We start from the raw sequence: 23,139 nt of genomic DNA on the forward strand, positions 1-23,139 counted from the left end.
CGCCGCGTACGAGCAACGTCCAAAATCGCTGGGCGGTCCCCCTTGCCCCGGACGAAACTTTCCATTGTTCGCTGCGTTCATGCGACTGTTGTCATTCTCAATTTCGCCTTTCGAGGTATTTTGCCCGATGAAGCTTGCCTGCCTCCGCAGGCTAACCGGCGCTGCGTTGGCCGCCGCGTTATGCCTACCCAACCCGTTGCTCATCGTCACCGCCAAGGCCGACACGCCGGCGACCAGGGTGGCGCTGCCGCCCGGCGTCACGCGCGTCGCCAGTGTGGAAGGCATCACGGAGTATCGGCTTGAAAACGGTCTTCGCGTGTTGCTTTTCCCGGATCAGTCCAAGCAAACCATCACCGTCAACATCACCTACTTGGTCGGCTCGCGGCATGAAAACTACGGCGAGACCGGCATGGCGCACCTGCTGGAACACCTTGTGTTTAAGGGCACGCCGCGCCATCCGGACATCCCCAAGGAGCTTTCCGAGCGGGGCGCGCGCCCGAACGGCACGACGTGGTTTGACCGTACGAACTACTTCGAGACCTTTCAGGCGACGGAAGACAACCTCCGGTGGGCGCTTGATCTGGAAGCCGACCGGATGGTGAACAGTTTTATCGCCAAAAAAGACCTCGATTCAGAAATGACCGTCGTGCGCAACGAGTTTGAGGCGGGTGAAAACAGCCCGTACCGCGTACTACTCCAGCGGATGCACGCGGCGGCCTACGACTGGCATAACTACGGCAAGTCCACGATTGGCGCGCGCGCCGACATCGAGAATGTGCCGATTGAGCGCCTCCGGGCGTTTTACCGCAAGTACTACCAGCCGGATAACGCCGTCCTGCTCGTGGCCGGCAAGTTTGATGAGGAAAAAACCCTCAAGATGATTCACGAATACTTTGGTCCGATCCCAAGGCCAACGCGCGTATTGGAGCCGACCTACACACTTGACCCGACGCAGGACGGCGAACGGCAGGTCATCGTTCGGCGCGTTGGGGATACCAAAGTCGTTATGGCGTGCTACCACGTGCCGGCGGCGGCGCATCCTGACAAACCGGCGGTACAGATTTTGGCCGGCGTCATCGGAGACACGCCTTCCGGGCGGCTGCACAAGGCGCTGGTGGAAGCCAAGGATCCAGTTTTGAAAGCGGCGTTCGTGCAGGGCTTCAGCTTCGATACCAAAGAGCCAGGCCTCGTCAACTTCGCCGCCGTGCTGCCGATGGCGTCCGACATCGAGGCTGTCCGCAAAATTTTTCTGACGACGATTGAGGAAACTGCCGGGGCCAAGCCGCCGACGGCCGAAGAAGTGGAGCGCATCCGACGGCAGTACCTTGCCGACATCGAGCAAACGCTCAACAACTCGGAACGGTTGGGCTTGGAACTCAGTGAATGGATTGGCGCGGGCGACTGGCGACTGTTTTTCCTCAACCGCGACCGGCTCAAGCAAGTCACGGTAGAGGACGTGCGGCGTGTCGCCAAAGCTTATCTCAAGCCTGACAACCGGACGGTGGGCCTGTTCATTCCGACGGAAAAGCCTGACCGCGCGGAAATTCCGCCGACGCCCGACGTAGCGGCGCTTGTGAAAGACTACAAGAGCGATGTCACGGTTGCGGCGGGGGAAACGTTTGATCCGACGCCGGAAAACATCGAGGCGCGCTCCATCTATCCTGCGCCACGGGGCGGCTTACAGATGGTGCTGCTACCGAAAAAGACGCGCGGCAACACCGTTACGCTGGCGATGAAGCTCCGGCTTGGGAACGCGCAGGCGCTGCGCAATCAGGCGGCGGCCGGAGCTCTTACAGCGCAACTGCTGTCGCGTGGCACAAAGAAGAAAACCCGCCAACAGATTGCAGATGAGTTTGACCGCTTGAAGGCGCAGGGCGGCGTGTCCGGCGACGCCACAAGCGTCAACTTCTACGTGACAACGACGCGCGAAAACCTGCCTGCCGTCATGCGGCTTGGTGCGGAAATCCTGCGCGAGCCGTCATTCCCAGAAAGCGAGTTTGAGCAACTCAAGCAGCAAACCATCGCCCGTATCGAACAAAACCGCCGCGAGCCGCAGAACGTGGCGTTGGTTGCCTTCCGACGCCATATTGCGCCCTACCCGAAGGACGACGTGCGCTACACGCCGCTGCCCGATGAGGAAATCGCACGGATCAAAGCTGTGACGTTGGCAGACGTCAAACGTTTCTACGAGACGTTCTACGGCGTTTCCAACGCTCAGCTTGCCGTCGTCGGCGATTTTGACGCAGCCGAGATTGAAAAGCTTGGCAACGAGTTGTTCGGCGACTGGAAGGCCAAAACGCCCTTTGTTCGGATTGAAACCCCTTTTCAGGCCGTCCCGCCGGTGGATGAAACGTTTGAAACGCCCGACAAGGCAAACGCCTTCTTTGTCGCCGGGCAGCCGCTGGAAATCCGCGACGACGATCCAGACTACCCGGCCCTGGTTCTAGCCAGCTACATTTTCGGCGGCGGCTTCCTCAACTCCCGTTTAGCAGTGCGCATTCGCCAAACGGAAGGCATCAGCTATGGCGTCGGCGCACAGTTGCAGGTGAGTTCACTCGATCGCAGCGGAGCGTTTGTCGTGTTCGCCATCTACGCGCCCCAGAATCTGGCGCGGCTTGAGGCAGCTTTCAAGGAAGAGGTCGAGCGGGCCGTGCGGGAAGGATTCACACTAAAAGAAGTCGAAGTGGCTAAGGCCGGCTATCTCCAAGAGCGGCAGGTGGCGCGGGCGCAGGATCGGGAACTGGCGCCGGGATTAGTCAACTATCGCTACCTTGGGCGGCGACTGACGTGGGAGGCTGATTTTGAGGCGAAGATCAAGGCCCTGACGCCGGAGCAGGTGTCGGCGGCGTTCGCCAAGTACATCAGCTACGACAAGATGAGCCGCTTCAAAGCCGGCGATTTCGCTAAAGTGAAGGGAGAAACACAGCCCAAGTAGCCTTGTTCACACGGTTCGGCGCAGAGCGTCCGTGCTCTGCGCCGAATACTTTCCCTGGCTTGCGCGCCCAAAAATCACGGGAACTTTCTGCGTCGCCCATCGTCTTGGGCAACCGAGTCAAACCCCGGCCGCCGTCGTCTCATGCGACGAATGTTTTCGCGGCCGTGACTTTTTCTGGTGAGGCCAACCTTATGAAACCGATGGCACAACGTTGTTGTCCGACGCTTCGTAAACGGTGGACTGGCTTTGTTGGCACGACGGTTCTTCCGCTTTACTTGGCTGCGGCCGCCTTCGCCGCCGAACAACCACGCACCGGTTTGCCCGACGTACAACAGCCACCCGCTACAGCGGCCAGCGACGCCGAAACCATGTTCCGCCGTCCCACTGTCTATCTGGGCGTCTTTCCCCAGACACTTTCCGAGCAACGTGCCGCTGAGCTTGGCGTGTCGCCTCCCCAAGGAGTGTATTTAGTAAAAGTCGTCGAAGGTAGCCCAGCTGATCGGGCTGGGCTGAAACGCGGCGACGTGGTGGTGTCCATCAACGGGCAGGCGGTTGTCAACGGCGAGCACTTCCGCGACCTGCTCCGCAAGCAAACGCCCGGACAAGCAATGACGCTCGGCGTTGTCCGCGACAAACAACGGCTCACACTCACGGTCGTGCCGGAAAAGCCGCGCGTCAGCGTGCTGGCTCTGCCGGACGGGCCGTTTGGGATCACGATTGACCCGGAAGCCTGCCGCGAACAAGTGGAGCAATTCCGTGAGCAAGCCGAGCGAGTGCGCGAGATGGCGGAGCAAATGCGGCGTCTTGGCGAACAGCGCCGCGCCGAAATCAAAGGCGGCGCTCTGGCGATGGTGTTCAGCGATCGGGGGCGGCTTGGCGTTCGGACGCAAACGCTGTCTGAACAGCTTGCACGTTACTTCGGTGTTACGGAAGGCGTCCTTGTGACGGAAGTTATTCCCGGTTCCCCGGCTGAGAAAGCCGGTATTCGCGCCGGTGACTGCCTAGTAAAGATTGGCGACCGTCCGATTCGGGATAGCCGCGACTTAGCCCGTGAGTTGCGCCGCGCCGAAGCCGGCGAGATCAAGGTGACGCTTGTGCGGGACAAACAGTCGCTCGTCGTCACACCGACGCTTGGCCCAGCGACGCCACAGGGAGCCTGTCAGTTTGAGCCGCTAGACTTTTGCTTTGAGGTTCACCTGCCCCGCATCGAGCTGTTTTTTGGGCCGATGTGAAGACGCGGCCGAAGTAGATCGGAGAAGGGTGAGGGATGCTAGAAACGACTCGCATTCTTCACCCTAACGGCGATGTGAAGCCTTACCGCCAGAAGCGTCTGAAAACACTGAGCGCCTACCTCTGCTCGACTTCCAAACGCCCGTCGCTTCCGCCTGAGCCGTCAATACACGTCACGCTTTCAGCCTCTCACCTGAGGCAGTTGTTCAATCAACCTTCGTAAGCAATCTTCGGCTATGGCGGATTCCTCCGCACCTATGCGCCGGATCGCAACCAGCTTGTCTGTGCTTCTTGTGTTGGCCTGCGGCGTCGCCTTTTTCTGGCGGTTAGGCGATCTTGGTTTGCTTGGCCCTGATGAACCCCGCTACGCGCGCGTCGCCCGTGAAATGTGGACGCAGGGCGAGTGGATCACGCCAACGCTCGGTAAAACGCCATGGTTTGAAAAGCCGGCGCTTCTTTACTGGCTGATTGGCCTCGGCTATCACCTCATCGGCGTCAACGAGTGGGCGGTGCGCCTGCCGTCGGCTGTTGCCGCCACACTAACCGTTCTGGCGTTGAGCGCGCTCCGACCTGCTCATCTCGGTTGGTCGGCCGCCCTGATAGCGACAACCAGCCCCCTCATGCTGGCTTTCGCACGGGCTGCTACATTTGAAGCCCTTCTTACATTTGCTGTTACGATCTCATTGCTCATGTTTCATCTGAGCTTTGAAGCGGTGCAGTCCGGATGGAGAATGACGGTGGACTTTGCTCGTGTGTTATTTTATGTTTTTCTTGGCATCGGGTTGCTCGCCAAGGGTTTAGTTGGCTTAGTACTACCTGTCGGCAGCATTTTGCTTTACGCGCTGGTTGTGCCGGATGTACGGCGACAGCCGGCTTTTTTCCTCCGTACTCTGCGCCCCCTGACCGGTTTGTTCATCACGGCGGCTGTGGCGGGTATTTGGTATATCCCTGTCATGGCCCAACATGGTTGGGCGTTCGTTGAGGAATTTTTCATCGCCCACCACTTTCAGCGCTTTACCTCCAACCGATTCCGGCATCCCGGCCCAGCGTACTACTACGCGCCAATCGTTCTACTGGGCGTTCTCCCTTGGACGCCATTCCTGTTGGCGGGCCTGTATCGTAGCCTTCGGCGTCTGTGGCGGCCAAACAAATTAGAAAACGCTTTAAGTGAAGCGCCCCAAAGCTTGATTTGGCTTGCTCTGTGCGCTTTTACCTTCCCGATCCTTTTTTTCAGTTTTTCAGGGTCGAAGCTTCCCGGCTACGTCCTACCGGCCATCCCCTTCGCCGCCATCCTTGCGGCCTATGGCTTTTGGAGTCTGTCAGCGCGAATGCGCACGCTGTGGCTTGGCGTCGCCGGATTGGGACAAGTTGGACTGTATATCGGACTTCAGATTTTCATTGATAAAAGTCTGATGGAAAAAACTTTGAGCTTTATAGAACTTTTCGCCGGAGGGTTGCTTGTCGCTGGCTTGGGCGTCAGCGCTGTGTACGCGGCGCAACCGTCTGACGCCCTACTTCGTCTGTCCGGCGGGACGTTGCTCCTTGTCCTATGGCTCACAACATCCTTTCCGGCGCTTGAAGCAAAGTTTTCTACTAAGGGCCTCAGCGCTGCGATTGACCGTGCCGCCCAGCCCGGTGAAATCGTCGCCTTCTTCGGCTGCCGCGAGTACGCACCTGTGTTTTATAACCCAGCGTATACAACTTGCTGTGACGCCACTCGTGAGCCGTATCATCTTCCCAACCAAGCAGCCGTTGCCGCCGCTGTCGCCGAACGCCGCACCCTGCTGGTTGTCGTTCCAAAAGCGCGGCTGGCAATGTTGCAGTCATCCGCCTATACCCTAACGCTGCTCGGCGAAGCAGGACGGTTCACCCTCGCCCGCCTAACGGCGACTGGGCCGCCGTCACCCAAGGCGTGAGAAGTCGGTGACGACTGACTTATCACCTAACACGACGTTGTGCAGCACACTGTTGGCGCCGACGTGGACGCCTCGCCCCAGCACTGAACCGAACACCACCGCCCCCTCCGCCAGACGCGAACCGGACAACACGACGCTGTCCACCACCTGCACGCCTTCCTCCAAATAGCAGTTTGCCCCAATAACTGAACGGATCACCGACACCCCGGCCTTGAGCGTTGCTCCGGCGTCCACTACCGAGCCGTCGGCTGTCAACATCGGCGATGACTCCGGCGGATAGCGCCGGAGCTTCCCAGCTAAAACATCTGCGTTGGCGCGGCGATAGCGCTCCGGCGTCCCGATATCCAACCAGTACGCCTCGGTAATCTCGCCGTATAGCGGCAAGCCTGACGCCAGCAAGCGTGGAAACAAATCGTACTCAAACGAATACTCACAATCGCTCGGAATCAAATCCAAGACTTCAGGTTCAAGTAAGTAAATGCCTGCGTTGATTGATTTAGCATTGGTGATACCCGGCTCCGGCTTCTCATAGAACGCCCGAATCCGTCCTTCGGCGTCCAACTCCACCACCCCGTAGGCGCGCGTGTCGTCCACGTTGACCAACACAAGCGTCGCGGCGGCCCGCCGCATCCGGTGACGTTCCAGCACCGGCCGCAGATCAATATCCGTTAGAATATCGCCGTTGAGCACGAGCAGCGTTCCCCGCACCTGCGACCGAACATGGCGCATTGCGCCGGCCGTTCCTAGTGGTTGGCGCTCCACAATCGGACGAACGGTGATCCCGCCCAGTTCTTCGTGAACCAACGCCGCCTCGATCTTGCGCGGCTGATAGGACAAGCTCAGCAGCACCTCCATTGCGCCGTCCACATCCAGCGGACGCAGCAAATCAAGCTGGTAGTACAAGAAGGGCCGATTCGCAATCGGGACAATTGGCTTTGGGGTGTGCAGCGTCAGCGGGCGCAGGCGCGTTCCCTTGCCGCCGGCCAAAATCAGTGTCTGCATGAGTCGCTGTTCCCGTCAGGATCAAAGTTGTGACGCACCAGAAAACACAGTACATTAGCCATGCGTCCACCGAATCACTAGCCGCAAGACGAGGCTCCGCGGTATGTGGAACGTCATCGGTCAAATTATTTCCGTTATCTGCTTTTTCATTCTCACGGTCGGCACGCTGTTTGGCATCGTTTATATTTCTCACTTGCTGTCGCGGGGACAATAGCTCGCTGGCTGAGCCAGTGAGCGCCGTCATGTAGACGGCGTCGCCGCTACCGCAGAGTGGCTACGAACGGGGATGAAACTTCCGGTAGGTTTCCCGCAGCCGCTCTGAGGTGACGTGGGTGTAAATCTGGGTCGTCGCCAAATCCGCGTGGCCGAGAAGCATCTGGACGGAGCGCAGGTCTGCGCCATGCTCCAGGAGGTGCGTCGCGAAGGTATGCCGGATCATGTGGGGCGTTACTGTGCCTAGTCCGGCCTGCCGGCCGTACTCCGACACCAGTTTCCAGCACGTTTGGCGGGTGAGTGGGCGACCGCGCGCCGTCACAAACAAGTACCGGTGGTCTTGGGCGTCCCGCCGTGCGGCGCGGAACTGAAGATAACGGTTTAGCGCGGCCAGCGCCGACCGTCCAATCGGCACTTGGCGCTCCTTGCTTCCCTTGCCGAGACACACCAAGTAGCCGACATCGCGGTTCACGTCGCCAATTTTGAGACTGCACAACTCCGATACGCGCAATCCTGTCGCATAGAGCAGTTCCAAAATGGCCCGGTCGCGCGCACCGGCCTCGGTGGTGATGTCTGGCTGTTGAAGCAGTTTTTCAATTTCCTCCGGCGTCAAAAACTTTGGCAGCGTCTGCCAACTTTTCGGCTGCGCCAGTGTCACCGTCGGGTCAGTGCGTCGGTGGCCGTCCAACACCAAAAACTTGTAGAAGTTGCGCACAACCACCAGCGCCCGCTCGACTGAACGGGCGTCTAGCCCCGCCGTAAACAGCGCCTCGACAAACGCCGCCAAGTCCGTTCGCTCCAGCGTGAGAACATCCTTCTGGCGCTCAGCGGCGAACCGCGCCAGCTTTGCCAAATCGCGCCCGTAGGCTTCTAAGGTGTTCGCCGCTAGACCACGCTCTACTCGCAAGTACGTTAGAAACTCCGTAATGACATCTCGCGCCATACCAGTCAGTTCCTTTTTCGTCGCCTTGGCGTGGTTGCCCTTGTCCGCTGATTTGCGATTTACTGTAACTGTTTGGGGCGCGCACGCTGGCGTCATTGCCGCGCCGAAACAACGCCCGGCCGGCTCGTGCGTTACGCCCCGAAACATCAAACTATGAAGATCGAAAACCGCGCCACCTACAAAACCAACCTCAACCTAGAAGAACTCGTGCAAACGACGTTCGCCGCCATGCCGCGCAACCACACGGCCGGCATCGTCCGCGTCGTCTTTGTGGATCGCATTCAGGATCCCCACGTCCCGGCCGAACAACGCAATAAGCTACCTGTCCTTTACCACCCCAAGACGCCAACCTCCGGCCCGTGGTTCGAGATTGCGTTGGAGCCGTTTCTGGAACATAAGGGTTGGTGGAAACGCTTCGTCGCCCGCCGGACGTTGCGCGCCAACCTAACCTACGCCCTGCTGGCGCTGATGGGTCAGCATTATCATCTCAACTTCACGCGCGGACGCAAGAAAACCGACTATGAGCCGCTCATTCGGGAGTACGTGCGCAAGGGGCTTGAAACGCTGCGCGAACACGACACCAGCTATCGAGCGCGGCTCATGCGTCCATTGTTTCCCTACCTGGATCGCTTTGCCCGCTGGCTTGCCCGCCAGCAACGTAAGGCCTTGTTGGCGCGCGCCAAACAAGCTAAATGAAACCTACGGCCCGGCGTCTCCGGCCGCCAATTCCTCTTCAAGCGCCGCGATCACCTTTTTGAGCGCCGCGACGACCTGCGCCCTGTCCACGTCAGACTTGCGAAACTTCAGGTCGAGCGTGAACGCCCGCGATGGCTCCTGAAAGTGAAACTTGAATGGCTGTGCGCGCTTCGCCGGCTTTGTCGCCCGTCTGACAGCGTCGCGCGTCAGCCCCAGTCGCCGAATACGGGCAATCAGCGCCCGCCGCTCTTCGTCCGAAGGTCGCCGCACAATTTGCAGCAGCGTTGATTTGGACGTGATACCGGCCTGCCGGCACAGCTCACGGATTTCCGGCGACAGGCTCCCAATCGCCAGTGACTCCGTAATGCTGGAGCGGGACTTGCCCAGCTTGCGCGCTATCTCCTCATGTGTGTAGTTGAACCGCTCCACCAGCGCCGTCAGCCCCTCAGCTTCTTCAAACGGCGTCAAGTCCTTGCGCTGGAGGTTCTCGATGAGCGCGATCTCCGCCACGGCGCGGTCGTCCACGTTCATCTCGATGCAGGGCAACTCGCGCAATCCGGCCAGCAAGCTCGCCCGGTAGCGCCGCTCGCCGGAAATGATCATAAAGCGCCCGCCGACCTCCGCCGGCCGCACCAGCAGCGGCTCCAACACGCCCTTTTCCCGAATCGAGTTGGTGAGTTCCTCTAAATCGCCGAACTCGATGCGCGGCTGATTCGGGTTCGGCTCTAGACGGTCAATCGGAATCATGCGCCCGACAGGCGCGCCTGTACGCATCCAGAGTTCTTCAACATAGTGCGATTCATGGCGCATGCGCACCGTGGACGGCAGTCCGCGCTTAGACACGACGCAACACCTCCTCGCAAAGCTTGGCATACTCAAGCGCGCCGCTCGACTGAGGCGCAAAGGTAAAAATGGATTCACGGTACGCCGGGCTTTCCTCCAGCCGCACCGACTTGGAAATTACCGTCTCAAACACCTTGTCGCCGAAGACCTCACAAATCTGCCGGTGAATATCCCGCGCTAGGGCGGTGCGTTTGTCATGCAGCGTGATGACGACGCCCAGCACTTGCAGGTTGGGATTTGGACGCGCCTTGACCTTCTCAATCGTTTCCAGCAGATCGTCCGTGCCTTCCATGGCGAAGTAGGACGACTGAATCGGAATCAGAACATGCGAAGCGGCCACCAGCGCGTTGACCGTAATCAGCCCCAGCGTCGGCGGTGTATCAATCACAATGATGTCGTACGTGCGCCGCAGCGGCTCTAGCCGGTCCTTGAGACGATAGGGCGCGTCGAACTCGCCCACCAGCCGCGACTCCAGCTTCGCTAAGCTGATGCGCGCCGGAAGAATGTCCAGCCCCGGCACCGGCGTCGGCTGCACAATCGTCAGGGGGTCTAGCTTGACATCCATTAGGAAGTCATAGGCTGAGAGTCCGGCGGCCTCATACGGCAGATAGGACAACGTGCTGTTCGCCTGTGGGTCAAGGTCAAGCAGCAGCGTCCGTCGTCCGCGCAGCGCCAACCCGGCCGCCAAGTTGATGGCGGTGGTCGTCTTACCGACGCCGCCCTTTTGATTGGCGACCGTAATGACAAGACAGGTGTCTGAGCGTCGCGGATGATGCCCGTTTTCCATCCCCATGGCTTTCCCTTGCTCAACCCCGAAGGCTCAAAACCGATGTCGGAGGCGTCCGGCGAACGCGGCGTCAGCCGCGCCCAATGTCGGACTCGTCAATCTCCTCGGGCCAATCAAACTCCATTTCATCGTCCTTTTCGGTCGTCTCTTCCTCCGTGCGCTCCACGATGACCGACGAGGAGCTTTCGAGGACGGACTCATGCACGAAAATCGGCGCGTCCACCCGCAGGGCTAGCGCAATGGCGTCGCTCGGCCGGGCGTCGAGGAAGATCATCTTGCCGGCGATCTCCAACTCGATGACAGCGAAGAAGGTGTTGTTGCGCAACTCCGTCACGACCACCCGCCGCACACGCCCGTCCATTTGCAGGATGAGGTTGCGCAGCAGGTCATGCGTCATCGGACGCGGCGGGGCCATCTTTTCAATCTCAAACGCGATGGCGTTGGCTTCAAACGGCCCGACCCAGATGGGCAGCAACTGGTCGCCGTCCACTTCCTTGAGGACGACAATCGGTGTATTCGCCGCCGGGTCAATCATCAGCCCCCGAATTTTCATTTCTCGTTCCATAGACCGTTTCCTCCGCAAGTGGGATTTAGGATCAAAGTTGTCACGATAAAAGCCTTGAAATCAATCACTAAGCTCAGATGTCGGCGCGCCGACCAACCCATTCCGTGTCAGCAGGTCGCGCGCCGCCTGTCGCGCCGCCTCCGTCACAACCGACCCGCCCAGAATCCGCGCCAACTCCTCCACCCGCTCCGCCGCGTCCAGCGACGTAATCGCTGTCTGCGTTCGGCCGTTCACCACCGCTTTTTCCACCCGCAGGTGCGTTGTTGCAAACCGCGCCACCTGCGCCTGATGCGTCACACAGAGCACCTGCTGCCGCTCGGCCAGTCGCCGCAGCCGTACGCCGACCGCTTCCGCCACGCGCCCGCTGACGCCGACATCCACCTCGTCAAACACCATCGTACGCGGAATATCCGTCGGCGCAAGGATAGATTTGACGCCTAGCATGACCCGCGCCAACTCGCCGCCCGAAGCAACCTTCGCCAGTGGACGCGGCGGCTCGCCCGGATTCGAGGTGAACAAAAACTCGACGTCTTCCAAACCCGACGCCGCCCACGTCCTCGAATCAGCAGGGTCGCGCTCGTCAAACGCCACCACCAGCCGTGCCGGCGCTAACGCCAACGCCTGCAACTCCTTCATCAATGCCGCCTCGAACGCCTGCGCCGTCGCACGGCGGGCGGCGCGCAATGCCAACGCCAACCGGCGGTACTGCGCCGCCGCTTCTTCTACAGCCGCCGTCAGCCGCTGGCGTTCCGCGTCGCTGTTTTCAACGGCGGACAGTTCCGCCCGAATTCGCTCCCACGTCGCAAGGACGCCCTCCAGCGTTCCGCCGTACTTACGCTTGAGCCGATCCAAGTCATCCAAGCGGGCTTCCACTTCGCGCAATCGCTCTGGGGACACCACAACTGCGCTGGCGTAGTCCCGCAATGTCAAGGCGACTTCCTCGATGCTGTACCGTGTGGACTCAAGCGTCGCCGCCGCCTCGGCCAACGTCGGATCGGCGTCCGCCAACTCTCCTACCCGCCGCAACGCCTGTACGATGAGCGTCAGCGCGGACGCTTCCCGCTCATACAGCAGGTCATAAGCCGCCGCCGCCGTCGCCGCCAAACGTTCCGCGTTCGCCAGCCGCCTTCGTTCCACGCGCAGTTCCTCATCCTCGCCGGCGCGCGGTGCAACGCGCTCCAACTCGTCCCGTTGGAAGGTCAGCAACTCCAACCGTTGCAACCGGTCGGCTTCCTCGTGCTGGAAGCGCTCCAGCGCCTGCTGCGCTGTCCGCCACGTGGTGAAGGCTTCCGCCGTGGCGTCTGCAAGCGGCAGATGTCGCCCGAACGCATCCAGCACCCTGGCGTGCGCCGACGGCTCAATGAGCGTTTGTTGGTCACCCTGCCCATGAATGTCCACTAGGTACGGCCGCAGTGCCCGCACTGTCGCCAGTGGACACAGTTGGTCGTTGATGAAAACCCGTCCCTTCCCGCTTGCCGACACTTCACGGCGAATCAGCAACTCATTTCCCACTTCCAGTTCCGCCTCGGCTAGGAGGCGCATTACCTCTGGGTGATCGGGACAGTCAAACAGCGCTTCAACGACCGCCCGCGTCTCGCCCGCCCGAATGATATCGGCTGTCACCCGCCCTCCCACGGCCAGCGCCAGCGCGTCCACAATTAGTGACTTCCCGGCTCCGGTTTCACCCGTTACGATGGTCAACCCGGCGTCGAACGTCACGCGCTGCCGCTGCACGACCGCGATGTTCTCAATGTAGAGCTGTTTGAGCATGCGTATGCGCCGGAGACAACAACCCTGTGAAAACCGCGCCGACCCGCCAGCGCTCCGTTCGCAGCGACGCCAAGTGACCCGACGGAATCAGCGGCGGCGCGGACATTTCCCCGCAGCTTGGAGCAACCGATGCCGATACTACGGAGCCTAATACAAGAGTACAAGCGACTCCTCACTGCCGGCCGCGCCGTTCTGGACGAGCTCCCCGCTACGGCGCTCTACCAGCGTTTACCGCTCCCACACCACGATATCAACAACCGGTCGTGCGGCGAGTGGCTGATCGCCATGGCCGGCGGTATGGAGTACGTCATCAACGGTCTGCTGTCCAACTACTGGGACTATCCCGCTGAATGGACAATGCGCGAAACCCTTGCTACCCCACCCCGCCTCCAAGCCTACCTCGATGACGTTATCAGTCTCACGTCAAAATTGGAAGCCGTCCTCACCGACGCCGACCTGACGAAGGTCGTGTACCTGCCCAACCCACGGCAAACCACCATCGGCGCACTCCTCATCGAGCGCCTTGCGCTCGCCGCCGAACACTACGGGCAAGCCGCCGCGCTGGCGCGCTTCTTTACCGCCCACCCGGATGATACGGCGTAGCCTCGTTTGTCGCGTTTTATTCTGAAACACGACTCATCCATTCCCAATCCTTCCTCCCGCGTTGGAGAAATCGCCATGCGCGTTTGGTCCTCGTCAGTCGTCTTGTGCATGACGTGGTTACTGCTTACCGCCGCTGCGCGCGGACAGTCGGCCGAAGCGACAACGCCACTGCGCCCTGGCGTCGCCATCGAAGGCGACATCGGCGGACAGGAAACCCGCCGCTTTCGCCTTGCGCTCGCCGCCGGCGAGTTCGCCTGCGTCAACATCGGACAAGTCAGCGTCAAGCTCCGGATCGCCGTCCAGCGCGAGCGGGAACCCCTTTACGACCCTGTTTTCGGGTGGGAGGGCAAAACCCGCGCACGACCTGTGCCGCTGTTTACGGAAACGCCCGCCGAATACATCATCACCATCACACCGGCCAGCGTCGGCCAAGCCGGACGATTCTTCGTCAACCTTGAAGTCCTACGCTCAGCGACCGAGCTGGATCGCCGCCGGGCTGCCGCATTTGAAGCTTTTCAAGCGGCGCAGCGACTCCGGCGGAAGCAAACCAAGGAAAATCTTCAGGCGGCGCTTGAGCGGCTTCAGCAGGCGTTGGCCGACTATGAGGCGGCGAAAGACGCCGACGGCACAGCCGAAACGCTCGTCAGTCTAGGACTCATCTACGACGGCCTCGGCGAAACCCAGCGCGCCATCGCGTGCTACGAACGCGCCCTTCCCACACGCCAAGCCTTAGGTGACGCTTACGCGATGGCTCAGCTGTTCAACAATCTAGCACGCGCCTACGACAACGCCGGCGAAAAACGGCGCGCAGTGGACTATTACCGCCAAGCCATTCTGATGGCTGACGCCGCTGAAGACCTCGGAGCCAAAGCGACGTTTCTGACCAATCTGGGCTACACGCTTGACATCTTGGGCGAAAAACAGGAAGCCCTTGACCTGCTAGAGCAGGCCGTCGGCCTTGCCCGCCAAGCCGGCGCCGCCGACTGCGAAGCTGACGCCCTCAATAATCAGGGTTTGGTTTATGAGTCGCTCGGTTTGCCAGCGCGCGCCCGCGAGCGCATCGAACGCGCCGTCAGCCTTTATCGCCAACTCGATGATCGCCGCTCGCTGGCCGTCGCGCTGACCAACTTGGCGCGCATCTACTATAGGCAGCGTGATTTTGAAAAAGCACGCCGCGCGCTTGAAGAAGCCTTGCCGTTGCGCCGTGAGGTCGGCGACCGGCGTGGCGAGGCCTATACGCTGACCGGCCTAGGGAACATCGCCGTTGCTCAAAACCAACTTGAGGATGGCCTCCGCCGCTTTGAGCAAGCCCTAACGCTCCGGCGGGAAACCGGCGACCGGCGCGGCGAAGGCGTCACCTTGGCGTCGCTCGGGCAAACCCGCCGGCGGATGGGCGATCACCGGGCGGCTGAAACCGCCTTTGAGCAGGCGCTGGCGCTGTTCCAGGCTGTCGGCGACCGTAGCGGCGAAGCTACCATGCTCTACCGCCTTGCTGTCGCTCGGCGCGACGCGGACGATTTGGACGCCGCCCGCGCCCGCATTGAACAGGCCATCGCCGTCGTCGAATCCTTGCGCACCAAAGTCGCCGTCCAAGAGTTCCGCAGCGCCTACTTCGCCTCGGTCAAGGACTACTACGACCTCTATATTGACATCCTCATGCAGCTTCACCGACGGCGGCCTGCCGACGGCCTAGACGTACAGGCGTTGCAGGTTGCCGAGCGCGCCCGCGCCCGCAGCCTGCTTGATCTGCTCGCCGAGGCCGGCGTTGCAGTGCGGCAGGGTGTTGATCCGGAGCTTCAGGCGCGTGAACGCGATCTTCTGACACGACTGGTCGCCCTCACCGACCGGCTAACCACTCTCCTTGTCCGCAACGCCCCGGAAGAGCAGCGCCGGGCGTTGCGTGAAGAAAGCGCCGCCGTAGCGGAGGCGCTGGAGCGCGTCCGGCGGGACATTCGGACGCGCCACCCACGGTACGCAGCGTTGACTCAACCAACGCCTCCTACTCTCGCCGAACTCCAACAGCGACTTCTCGATCCCGACACCGCGCTGCTGGTGTACGCCGTCGGCGAAACTCGAAGCTACGCCTGGGTGGTGACGCAGACCCGACTGACAAGCTTTGCGTTGCTCTCCCGCGAGGCCGTCAACGGGGCGGCGCGGCTATTTTGGCAGGTCTGCCAAAACCCAACCCTGGACCCGACCGCCGACGGCGAAGCCTTGGCGCGGCTTGTCCTTGCCCCGCTCGCCGCCGCCCTTGACCGTAGGCGCGTGGTCATCGTCCCAGATGAAATGTTGCACTACGTCCCCTTCGCCGCGCTGCCCGATCCTAACCGACCTGGCCACCGTCTGCTCGAACGGCATGAAATCCTTTACACGCCTTCGGCGACCGCCCTCCTCCTGCAACGTCACCACACCGTGGAGCGTCCCGCTCCGAAAGGCGAACTGGCCGTCATCGCCGACCCGGTGTTTGATGTTGACGACCCGCGTCTCGGCACCCGTTCCCCCACGCCGGCTGAGGAAGCGCCGACCCGTGAGATCGGGCTGAAAGTTTCCAGCGCTCGCCTTGAACAAGCGGCCCAGCACGTCGGCATACTCCCTGACAACGTTCCCAGCGCAACGATTCCACGCCTGCCCGCCACCCGCCTTGAAGCCAACGCCATCATGGCGCAACTGCCTAAAATCAAGCGCCTGTGCGTCATGGACTTCGACGCCAACCGCGACACGCTGCTGACCGGCGACGCCGCCCGGTATCGCATCCTGCACATTGCCTCCCATGGTTTGGCGGACAATGAACGCCCGGAGTTGTCAAGCATCCTCCTGTCGCGGTTTGACGCAGTGGGACGCTCACGTGAGGGCGCCGTCGGGCTGGCGGATATCTTTAACCTACCGATGGCGGCGGAACTGGTTGTGCTCAGCGCCTGCCGGACGGGTCTGGGCGCGTACATGCGCGGCGAAGGTCTAGTCGGTTTGACGCGCGGCTTTATGTACGCCGGCGCGTCACAGGTCATCGTCAGCGTGTGGAGCATCAGCGACCGCGCGACGGCACAGTTGATGGGTGACTTTTACCGCGCTCTGCTCAAAGACAAGCGCCCCACAGCCGAGGCGCTCCGCGCCGCACAGCTGGCCATGCTGCGCAAACGCAGGTATCGCCACCCGTTTTTCTGGGCCGCCTTTCAGCTTCATGGCGACTGGCGGTGACAATCCCAGGCTGGACAACCCACGCCAAAGGAGGAAACGCCGATGTCAGCCTCGACACCGACGCTCTGGGTTCTCAACGGCGACCATCCCCCTTATCCCGTCGCCGTAACGACCTTTCCGTTCACTCTCGGACGGCACGGAAGCAACCACTTGCCGCTGCGGTGCGCGGCCGTTTCGCGTCATCACGCGGAAATCATCAAAACGGACGACGGCGGCCTGCTGCTGCGTGATCTCAACAGCAGCAGCGGCACGTTTGTCAACGGCGAGCCGGTTACGGAGAAGCGCCTTGCCGACGGCGACGACATCACGCTGGGGAAAACCGGCGGCGTCCGCTTGCTGTACTTGGCCGAGGCGGCGACGGAAGCGTTTTTGTTCGAGTACAGCAGTGACGGCCGGGCGCAACGCAGGACGCTGAACGCGGAAAAGTTCACCATCGGGCGCAGTCCGGATTGTCAACTGGCGCTCAAAAGCGCCGGCGTTTCGCGCTACCACGCCGAAATTGTCCGCCAACCCGACGGAACCTACTACTTACGTGACCTCAACAGCGTCGGCGGCACCTATGTCAACGGGCAGTCCATCCGCGAAGTCGTGCTGAAGACCGGCGACGCCATCGCCATCTCCAAGCCGGCCGTGGCGCGGTTTCGCTTCGTCGGCGTCCACCAACCGTCGCTGCTTTTCGACGACGACGCAACCGAGGAAGAGGTGGTTCTCGAAACAACGCTGACGATCAGCGAGCGCCAGGCGCGCTTCCTCAACCCTGACCTCGTACGTCAGGCCGCCAACGTCAACGCTGATACGCTGCGCCGGCTCAGTACGCTCTATGCCCTCAGCCACCAGCTCATGACGCAAACCAGCGTGACAGGGCTGGCTGAAACCTGGCTCACGGCGCTGTTTGCCGCGCTGCCGCTGGACTACGGCGTGGTGCTGGTCGGCAATCCGCAGACCGGTCAACTGGAAGTCGTCGGCTCGCGCGGGCAGGGACGCCCCAACCAGAGCGTCATCGCGCGGGTGCAAAAAGACCGTGTCGGCTGCCTCAGCGGTGACGTGCGAACGGACGAACGGTTTGCGTCCACTCAGAGCATGACGCTGGGCACACGCGCCGCGCTTGCTGCGCCGATCAACTCCGGGAAACGGTTCTGGGGCGTGTGTTACCTGTCGAACGAACAACGCCCAGAGGTCTTCACTGGCGAGGACTTGGAGTTTGTCATGGCGACGGCTCGCACCGCTGGGCTCATGCTCGATAACCTCAATTTGGTGTGCGAGCTACGCGCCACCCAGGAACTGCTTGTACACGCCGACCGGCTGGCGACGATGGGCAAAATGTGCGCCTCAATCTCCCACGAACTGCGCAACCGGCTGGCGCTCATCAGCGGCGTTGACCTCATCCGCCTAAAGTATCCGCATGACCCGGACGTGGCGCAGTTGACCGAGTTGGCGCTGCATGGTCAGCGGCGTGCGCTGGAACTGGTTGAAGAAATCCGACTTTTCGCGCGCAACTCACCAGCGCAGTACGCCTTTGAGCTTCAGGCGCTGCGCCCCTTGCTGGAACGGCTGCTGTCGCTGATGTGCGTGGACCCAGAAATCAAACGACGGACGCTCACATTCCAGGCTTTGGCCGAACCGTATGCCATCGTCAACGAAGCCAAAATCGAGCAGGTGCTCATTAACTTGGTTCGCAACGCGGTGGACGCCACGTCGCCGGGCGCTGGGACAATCAACGTCGCGCTGGGCGTGGAGCAGGGTATGGCGACCATTCACGTCACGGACAACGGCCACGGCATTCCGGCTGAGATTCTGCCGCGCATCTGGGAGCCGTTCTTCACGACGAAAGGCGAACACGGCACGGGGCTAGGGCTAGAAATCTGCCGCCGCATCGTGGAGGCGCACCACGGACGACTGATGTGTACGAGTCAGGTTGGCGTCGGCACGCGCTTCACCATTTTGCTGCCAGCCGTGTCGCCGCCGGCGCACCCAATGCCTATGCAGCAGACTGCACTACGACCGACCGGCGTGCTTCAGACGATTAGCGCGTAAGCGACGCCGCCGCGCCGTCCGGCCGTCGCTCCGCAAGCTCACCGAATTCAAGGAGCGTGTAGCGATGCGACGACTCAGTACGCTTCGCTTACTGTTGGGACTGGTATTGGTTACGCCCTTGTTTGGGCAAACACTCGACAAGCCCGCGCCCCTGACGGCGGAAACCAGCGTCGAGCGCGAGCTGCCGAGCGAGGGCGTCCACACCTACGAAGTCAAGCTCAACCGGAATGACTTCCTACACGTCACAGTCGAGCAACATGGGGCGGATGTTGTCGTCAAAATTCTTGACCCGACAGGCAAGTTGGTTTTTGAGCAAGACAGCCCCAACGGTCGCTATGGACCGGAGGACGCGGCATTTGTCGCCCCGTCCGACGGCGTCTATCAAGTCGTCATTGCCGCGCTTTCATACCAAGGAAAAGTTGGGCGCTACACGCTGCGCGTGACGGCGCTGCGACCGGCGGGCGCCGCCGAGCAAGCGCTTGCTGCAAAACAGGCGCAGGCGCAGGAGGCGCGCGCGCAAACCGTGAGGGCCGAGCGTCTGCGCCAGTCGGGACAGTATGATGAGGCCCTCAAGCTGGCGCTGGAAGCCCTCAAGACCCGGGAAGACATCTATGGCCCGGAAAACCCCTTCGTAGCTGACACCCTGACGACGGTTGCTGCCATTTATTACGACAAAGGAGATTACGCGCAATCCGAAGCATGGTACCGTCGTGCGCTCGCCATGCGCGAGAAAACGCTTGGGCCAAACCACCACCACGTCGCCCTCACGCTCAACAATCTTGGTCTGACTCTCCAGCGCAAAGGCGACTACGCCGAAGCTGAACAGCTGTACCAACGGTCAATTCAAGTTGACGAAGCCGCGCTTGGGCCAAATCACGAAGACACGCTGCCGACCATCAACAATCTGGCGAGCCTGTATCAGGAGCGTGGGCGGTACGCGCAGGCCGCCGCCCTTTATCAGCGCGCAGTGGCGGGCTGGGAGGCCGCGCGCGGTCCTGACTCGCTGGAGTTGGCTTACAGCCTGAACAATTTGGGTGCGCTTCAACGGCTGCAAAGCGACTACACGGCCGCCGAGCCGATGTTTCAGCGCGCACTGGGCATTTTTGAGAAGGGGCTTGGCCCGGAGCATCCCAACGTCGCCATTCTCCTCAACAATCTGGCGGAGGTTCTGCGTCTGCGCGGCGACTATGACCGCGCCGAGCCGCTCTACCGGCGCGGGCTGGCGATTCTTGAAAAGGCGCTGGGGCCGACTTCGCCCAATGTGGCGTCGCTGCTGACCAACCTTGGGCTGGTCGCTATCGCTCGCCGCGACTACTCGTCTGCGGAAGCGACCTTCATGCGCGCCCTCGCCGTCTACGAAAAATCGCTTGGCGGCCGGCATCCGCTCTACGCCGCTTGTCTCAATAATCTGGCTGATACATTCCGGCTGCGTGGCGACTTTGAGCGAGCGGAACGGCTTTACCGGCAGGCGAGCGTCGTCTCCGAGCAGGCCCTTGGCCCGACGCATCCCTCAGTGGCGCGAAGTCTGGGCAGCCTGGGCTGGGTGCGCCGCGAGCGAAAGGATTACGCTGCCGCCGATCAGCTTTTCCACCAGGCGCTGGATATTCAGACCAAAGCCTTCGGCCCGGAACACCCCGAAGTGATTCAGACCCTCAACAACCTTGCTATCTTGAGCCAACAGCGCGGCGAGCCGAAGGCTGCCCTTGCCTTTCAAATCCAAGCCAACGCGGCCCGCGAGCGCGAGCTAAGCCGCAACCTTGTCGCCGGTTCGGAGCGTCAGAAGTTTCTCTACCTGGCGCTCGCGCAAGAAGAAACTGACCGCACCCTTGACCTCCACCTCCGGTACCTGCCCACAGAAGCCGCCGCTGCGCAGGCTGCGCTCACCGTGATTCTTCAGCGCAAAGGCCGCGCGCTCGATGCTATGACCGATGCCGTCGCCGTCCTACGCAAGCGTGGGACGCCCGAAGACGCCAAGCTTCTGGACGACCTCACGGCGCTCAAAGGGCAAATTTCCGTTCTGACTCAGCGTGGCCCAGGTCAAGCCGGTCCCGACGCCCATCGCGCCGAACTCAAGGCCCTCGGCGAGCGGGCGGACGCCCTTGAAGCGGAAATCAGCCGCCGCAGCGCGCAGTACCGCGCCCGGTTCGCCCCGGTGACGCTTGCAGCTGTCACGCAGGCCGTTCCCGCTGACGCGGTCCTTGTCGAGTATGTGGTCTATCGTCCAACCGATGTCGAGCGCGGCACGCTCCGCCCGGCGCGCTATGCGGCTTATGCGCTCAAGCAGGACGGCACGCTCAGGTGGGCGGATTTAGGCGACGCGGCGACCATTGACCAAGCTGTCGCCGACCTTCGCGCCGCCCTCGCCAAGCCTGTCACGCCCATCAAGACCGTCAAACGCGCCGCTCGTCGGCTGGCGGCGCTGACCGTCGAGCCGCTGCGCCCCTTTTTGTCGCCTGCTCGTCGCCTGCTGCTGTCGCCCGACGGCATGCTGAACCTCGTCCCCTTTGAAGCTCTCAGCGACGCGCGCGGCAAGTACCTCGTCGAGCAGTTTGACATCACCTACCTGACCAGCGGGCGCGACCTGCTGACCATCCGCGAAGCGAGCACGCCCAGCGACCTCCCGCCGGTCGTCTTCGCCGCCCCGGACTACGGCCACGGCGATGCAGTGCGTCTGGCTGGGATGACCTTGCCGCCGCTGGTTGCGCTGACCGGCACGGAAGCCGAGGCTCAAGTCATCCAGAATCTCTTTCCAGACGCCGCCGTACAGATGCACGCCGCCGCCACTGGCGACGCTCTCCGCGAGCTTCGCCGTCCGCGATTTCTGCACCTTGCCACCCACGGCGCGTTTCTGGAAGACGCCCGCTCCGAGACAACCGCCGCGCCGAGCGACCCAACCCGTGCAATCGGGCTGGGTCACCCGCAGGCGATGGATCTTGAGAAGACGCGAAGCGAAAACCCGCTGCTGCGCTCGTATCTCTTTTTCGCCGGGGCGAATCAGTCCGCCTCCGGCAGCGTGTTGACGGCGTTGGAAGCCGCCAACCTTGACCTGTGGGGGACGCAGTTGGTCACGCTTTCCGCCTGTCAGACCGGCGTCGGCGCGGTGCGTGTGGGCGACGGCGTGTATGGTATGCGGCGGGCGTTTGTTTTGGCCGGCGCGCAAACGCAGGTGATGTCTTTGTGGTCGGTCTCCGACCAGGGAACGAAAGCCTTGATGACAGGCTTTTACGCTCGGCTCAAGCGCGGCGAAGGGCGCAGCGCGGCGTTGCGCAACGCCCGGCTGGAGATGCTCAGGCGGGCACGCTATCGGCATCCGTTTTACTGGGCAAGCTTCATTCTGACCGGCGACTGGCGACCGCTGTGAGCATACACCCTCTTCTGTGTACCCTAAGCGGTAAGGCCGCCGACAATGTTAGCACTCAACCAGAAAGCAGTGGTCTCGTCCGGCGCGCTAGGCCGGCCAGCGTGGAAGAAGCGATGGGGATGGTCACGGTGGTCCAAGTCCTTGTGGTTGATCGGCGTAGAACGCGCTGCCGGACGGTCGAAGGGCATCCCGACTGATTTCAATTGAGCATAAGCGACGCTGCGTACACGCCTTGCGGCGGTGCGGTCAGCGCACAATGCAGACACAGGTCATGGTATCGCCCGGCTCATAGGAAACTGCCTCAGCGCCTCCCGCTGGCGCACCGTCCGCTGGCCTTGCTAGCTGTGTGCTGTGCCGCCGTAAAAGTGCGCTACACTCCGGCTGCGCTGCTCCGCCGCCCACATGCCCCACCGCCAATCCCATCTCGTACACGGGAGCAACCCAATGACGACGCCCGCCCCACAACCAACTCACCCGCCGACGCCCACGCCTCCACCACCTCACCTCCCCGCCCGCCGCGTCCTCACGATGGACGACCTCCCCAGCGAGTTCGAGGACGAAGAAGCCTTGCCCAGCGAGTTTCACCTCCTGTTCGCCATGCTCCTGTACGAAACCTTCCGCCCCACGACCGTCCCCCCCGACCACTACTTCTGCGCCATTGATTTGTACCTGTACTGCCTGCACGAGGGCGTTGTGCGCGGGCTGCGTCCCGACTGGATGGGCGTTGTCGGCGTGCCGGCGCTGTACCGCGGCGAGCGCACGCGGGCAAGCTACGTGGTGGAGGACGAGGGGCGCGCGCCGCTCATCATCGTCGAGGCGCTGTCGCCGCAGACGCGCCGTAATGATTTGGCCGAGTACGGGCGTGGGGCGTGGGCGGAGGATCGGAAACTGCTGCGGAAGTGGGACATTTATGAGTCGGTGTTGAAGGTACCGTACTACGTGACGATCGACGAGCGGCGGGAGGTGGTGCGGTGGTTTCGGCACGACGGGGCGCGGTATGTGGAGGAGCGGCCGGCTGGGGAGCGGCTGTGGGTGGGGGAGGCTGG

Annotated in this window: 15 protein-coding genes; 9 read left to right on the forward strand and 6 right to left on the reverse strand. The window is 61.9% G+C overall.

Annotated features, from left to right (window positions below; genetic code table 11):
- Positions 1-127 precede the first annotated feature (127 nt).
- The 3 genes from NZ585_09810 (at position 128) to NZ585_09820 (ending at position 6,081) form a co-directional block, all read left to right on the forward strand.
- On the forward strand, positions 128-2,935 hold the full coding sequence (locus NZ585_09810; protein MCS7080330.1) for an insulinase family protein: 2,808 nt from the start codon (positions 128-130) through the stop codon (positions 2,933-2,935).
- 200 nt (positions 2,936-3,135) lie between these two features.
- The gene (locus NZ585_09815; GenBank protein ID MCS7080331.1) at positions 3,136-4,167 is read left to right on the forward strand and encodes a PDZ domain-containing protein; all 1,032 of its coding nucleotides are present in this window, start codon (positions 3,136-3,138) and stop codon (positions 4,165-4,167) included.
- Between the two features lie 282 nt (positions 4,168-4,449).
- On the forward strand, positions 4,450-6,081 hold the full coding sequence (locus NZ585_09820) for a glycosyltransferase family 39 protein (protein MCS7080332.1): 1,632 nt from the start codon (positions 4,450-4,452) through the stop codon (positions 6,079-6,081).
- On the opposite strand, the gene NZ585_09825 is transcribed toward NZ585_09820, so the two are convergent.
- Together NZ585_09825 and xerD are read right to left on the reverse strand one after the other, a co-directional pair.
- Positions 6,067-7,083: an NDP-sugar synthase gene (locus NZ585_09825; protein ID MCS7080333.1), complete on the reverse strand. Its 1,017-nt coding sequence runs from the start codon at positions 7,081-7,083 to the stop codon at positions 6,067-6,069. The two genes, NZ585_09820 and NZ585_09825, sit on opposite strands and share 15 nt — an antisense overlap.
- 274 nt (positions 7,084-7,357) lie before the next feature.
- Positions 7,358-8,239 carry a site-specific tyrosine recombinase XerD gene (xerD, locus tag NZ585_09830; protein MCS7080334.1) on the reverse strand — a complete coding sequence of 294 codons (882 nt, stop codon included), beginning with the start codon at positions 8,237-8,239 and terminating at the stop codon, positions 7,358-7,360.
- 153 nt (positions 8,240-8,392) lie between these two features.
- On the opposite strand from xerD, the gene NZ585_09835 reads away from it, so the two are divergent.
- Positions 8,393-8,935 carry a hypothetical protein gene (locus tag NZ585_09835; protein ID MCS7080335.1) on the forward strand — a complete coding sequence of 181 codons (543 nt, stop codon included), beginning with the start codon at positions 8,393-8,395 and terminating at the stop codon, positions 8,933-8,935.
- Between the two features lie 3 nt (positions 8,936-8,938).
- On the opposite strand, the gene NZ585_09840 is transcribed toward NZ585_09835, so the two are convergent.
- The 4 genes from NZ585_09840 to recN form a co-directional block, all read right to left on the reverse strand.
- Positions 8,939-9,778, reverse strand: a complete 840-nt coding sequence (locus NZ585_09840) for a ParB/RepB/Spo0J family partition protein (protein MCS7080336.1) — start codon at positions 9,776-9,778, stop codon at positions 8,939-8,941.
- The gene (locus NZ585_09845; protein ID MCS7080337.1) at positions 9,771-10,571 is read right to left on the reverse strand and encodes a ParA family protein; all 801 of its coding nucleotides are present in this window, start codon (positions 10,569-10,571) and stop codon (positions 9,771-9,773) included. The genes NZ585_09840 and NZ585_09845 overlap by 8 nt, the downstream gene beginning before the upstream one ends.
- Before the next feature lie 64 nt (positions 10,572-10,635).
- The gene (locus NZ585_09850) at positions 10,636-11,130 is read right to left on the reverse strand and encodes a bifunctional nuclease family protein (protein MCS7080338.1); all 495 of its coding nucleotides are present in this window, start codon (positions 11,128-11,130) and stop codon (positions 10,636-10,638) included.
- Between the two features lie 60 nt (positions 11,131-11,190).
- Positions 11,191-12,900, reverse strand: a complete 1,710-nt coding sequence (gene recN / locus NZ585_09855) for a DNA repair protein RecN (GenBank protein ID MCS7080339.1) — start codon at positions 12,898-12,900, stop codon at positions 11,191-11,193.
- Positions 12,901-13,029: 129 nt separating this feature from the next.
- Between recN and NZ585_09860 the strand changes: the two genes are divergently transcribed.
- The 5 genes from NZ585_09860 to NZ585_09880 form a co-directional block, all read left to right on the forward strand.
- The gene (locus NZ585_09860) at positions 13,030-13,503 is read left to right on the forward strand and encodes a hypothetical protein (protein MCS7080340.1); all 474 of its coding nucleotides are present in this window, start codon (positions 13,030-13,032) and stop codon (positions 13,501-13,503) included.
- A gap of 75 nt (positions 13,504-13,578) precedes the next feature.
- Positions 13,579-16,698, forward strand: coding sequence for a CHAT domain-containing tetratricopeptide repeat protein (locus tag NZ585_09865; GenBank protein ID MCS7080341.1), 3,120 nt, complete (start codon positions 13,579-13,581; stop codon positions 16,696-16,698).
- Between the two features lie 42 nt (positions 16,699-16,740).
- Entirely contained in the window at positions 16,741-18,732 is a 1,992-nt protein-coding gene (locus NZ585_09870) for an FHA domain-containing protein (protein ID MCS7080342.1), read from the forward strand.
- A gap of 64 nt (positions 18,733-18,796) precedes the next feature.
- A complete protein-coding gene (locus NZ585_09875) occupies positions 18,797-22,093 on the forward strand; it encodes a CHAT domain-containing protein (protein ID MCS7080343.1) in 3,297 nt (1,098 codons plus the stop codon).
- 444 nt (positions 22,094-22,537) lie between these two features.
- The coding region (locus NZ585_09880) for a Uma2 family endonuclease (GenBank protein ID MCS7080344.1) at positions 22,538-23,139 on the forward strand (602 nt) is incomplete at its 3' end.

The sequence above is a fragment of the Chloracidobacterium sp. genome (assembly GCA_025057975.1).
In the GTDB taxonomy this organism is placed as follows: domain Bacteria; phylum Acidobacteriota; class Blastocatellia; order Chloracidobacteriales; family Chloracidobacteriaceae; genus Chloracidobacterium.

Coding starts and splice junctions, on each gene's coding strand:
- NZ585_09810 (MCS7080330.1), top strand. CDS start 128: ATGAAGCTTGCCTGCCTCCGCAGGCTAACCGGCGCTGCGTTGGCCGCC.
- NZ585_09815 (MCS7080331.1), top strand. CDS start 3,136: ATGGCACAACGTTGTTGTCCGACGCTTCGTAAACGGTGGACTGGCTTT.
- NZ585_09825 (MCS7080333.1), bottom strand. CDS start 7,083: ATGCAGACACTGATTTTGGCCGGCGGCAAGGGAACGCGCCTGCGCCCG.
- xerD (MCS7080334.1), bottom strand. CDS start 8,239: ATGGCGCGAGATGTCATTACGGAGTTTCTAACGTACTTGCGAGTAGAG.
- NZ585_09835 (MCS7080335.1), top strand. CDS start 8,393: ATGAAGATCGAAAACCGCGCCACCTACAAAACCAACCTCAACCTAGAA.
- NZ585_09845 (MCS7080337.1), bottom strand. CDS start 10,571: ATGGGGATGGAAAACGGGCATCATCCGCGACGCTCAGACACCTGTCTT.
- NZ585_09850 (MCS7080338.1), bottom strand. CDS start 11,130: ATGGAACGAGAAATGAAAATTCGGGGGCTGATGATTGACCCGGCGGCG.
- recN (MCS7080339.1), bottom strand. CDS start 12,900: ATGCTCAAACAGCTCTACATTGAGAACATCGCGGTCGTGCAGCGGCAG.
- NZ585_09860 (MCS7080340.1), top strand. CDS start 13,030: ATGCCGATACTACGGAGCCTAATACAAGAGTACAAGCGACTCCTCACT.
- NZ585_09865 (MCS7080341.1), top strand. CDS start 13,579: ATGCGCGTTTGGTCCTCGTCAGTCGTCTTGTGCATGACGTGGTTACTG.
- NZ585_09870 (MCS7080342.1), top strand. CDS start 16,741: ATGTCAGCCTCGACACCGACGCTCTGGGTTCTCAACGGCGACCATCCC.
- NZ585_09875 (MCS7080343.1), top strand. CDS start 18,797: ATGCGACGACTCAGTACGCTTCGCTTACTGTTGGGACTGGTATTGGTT.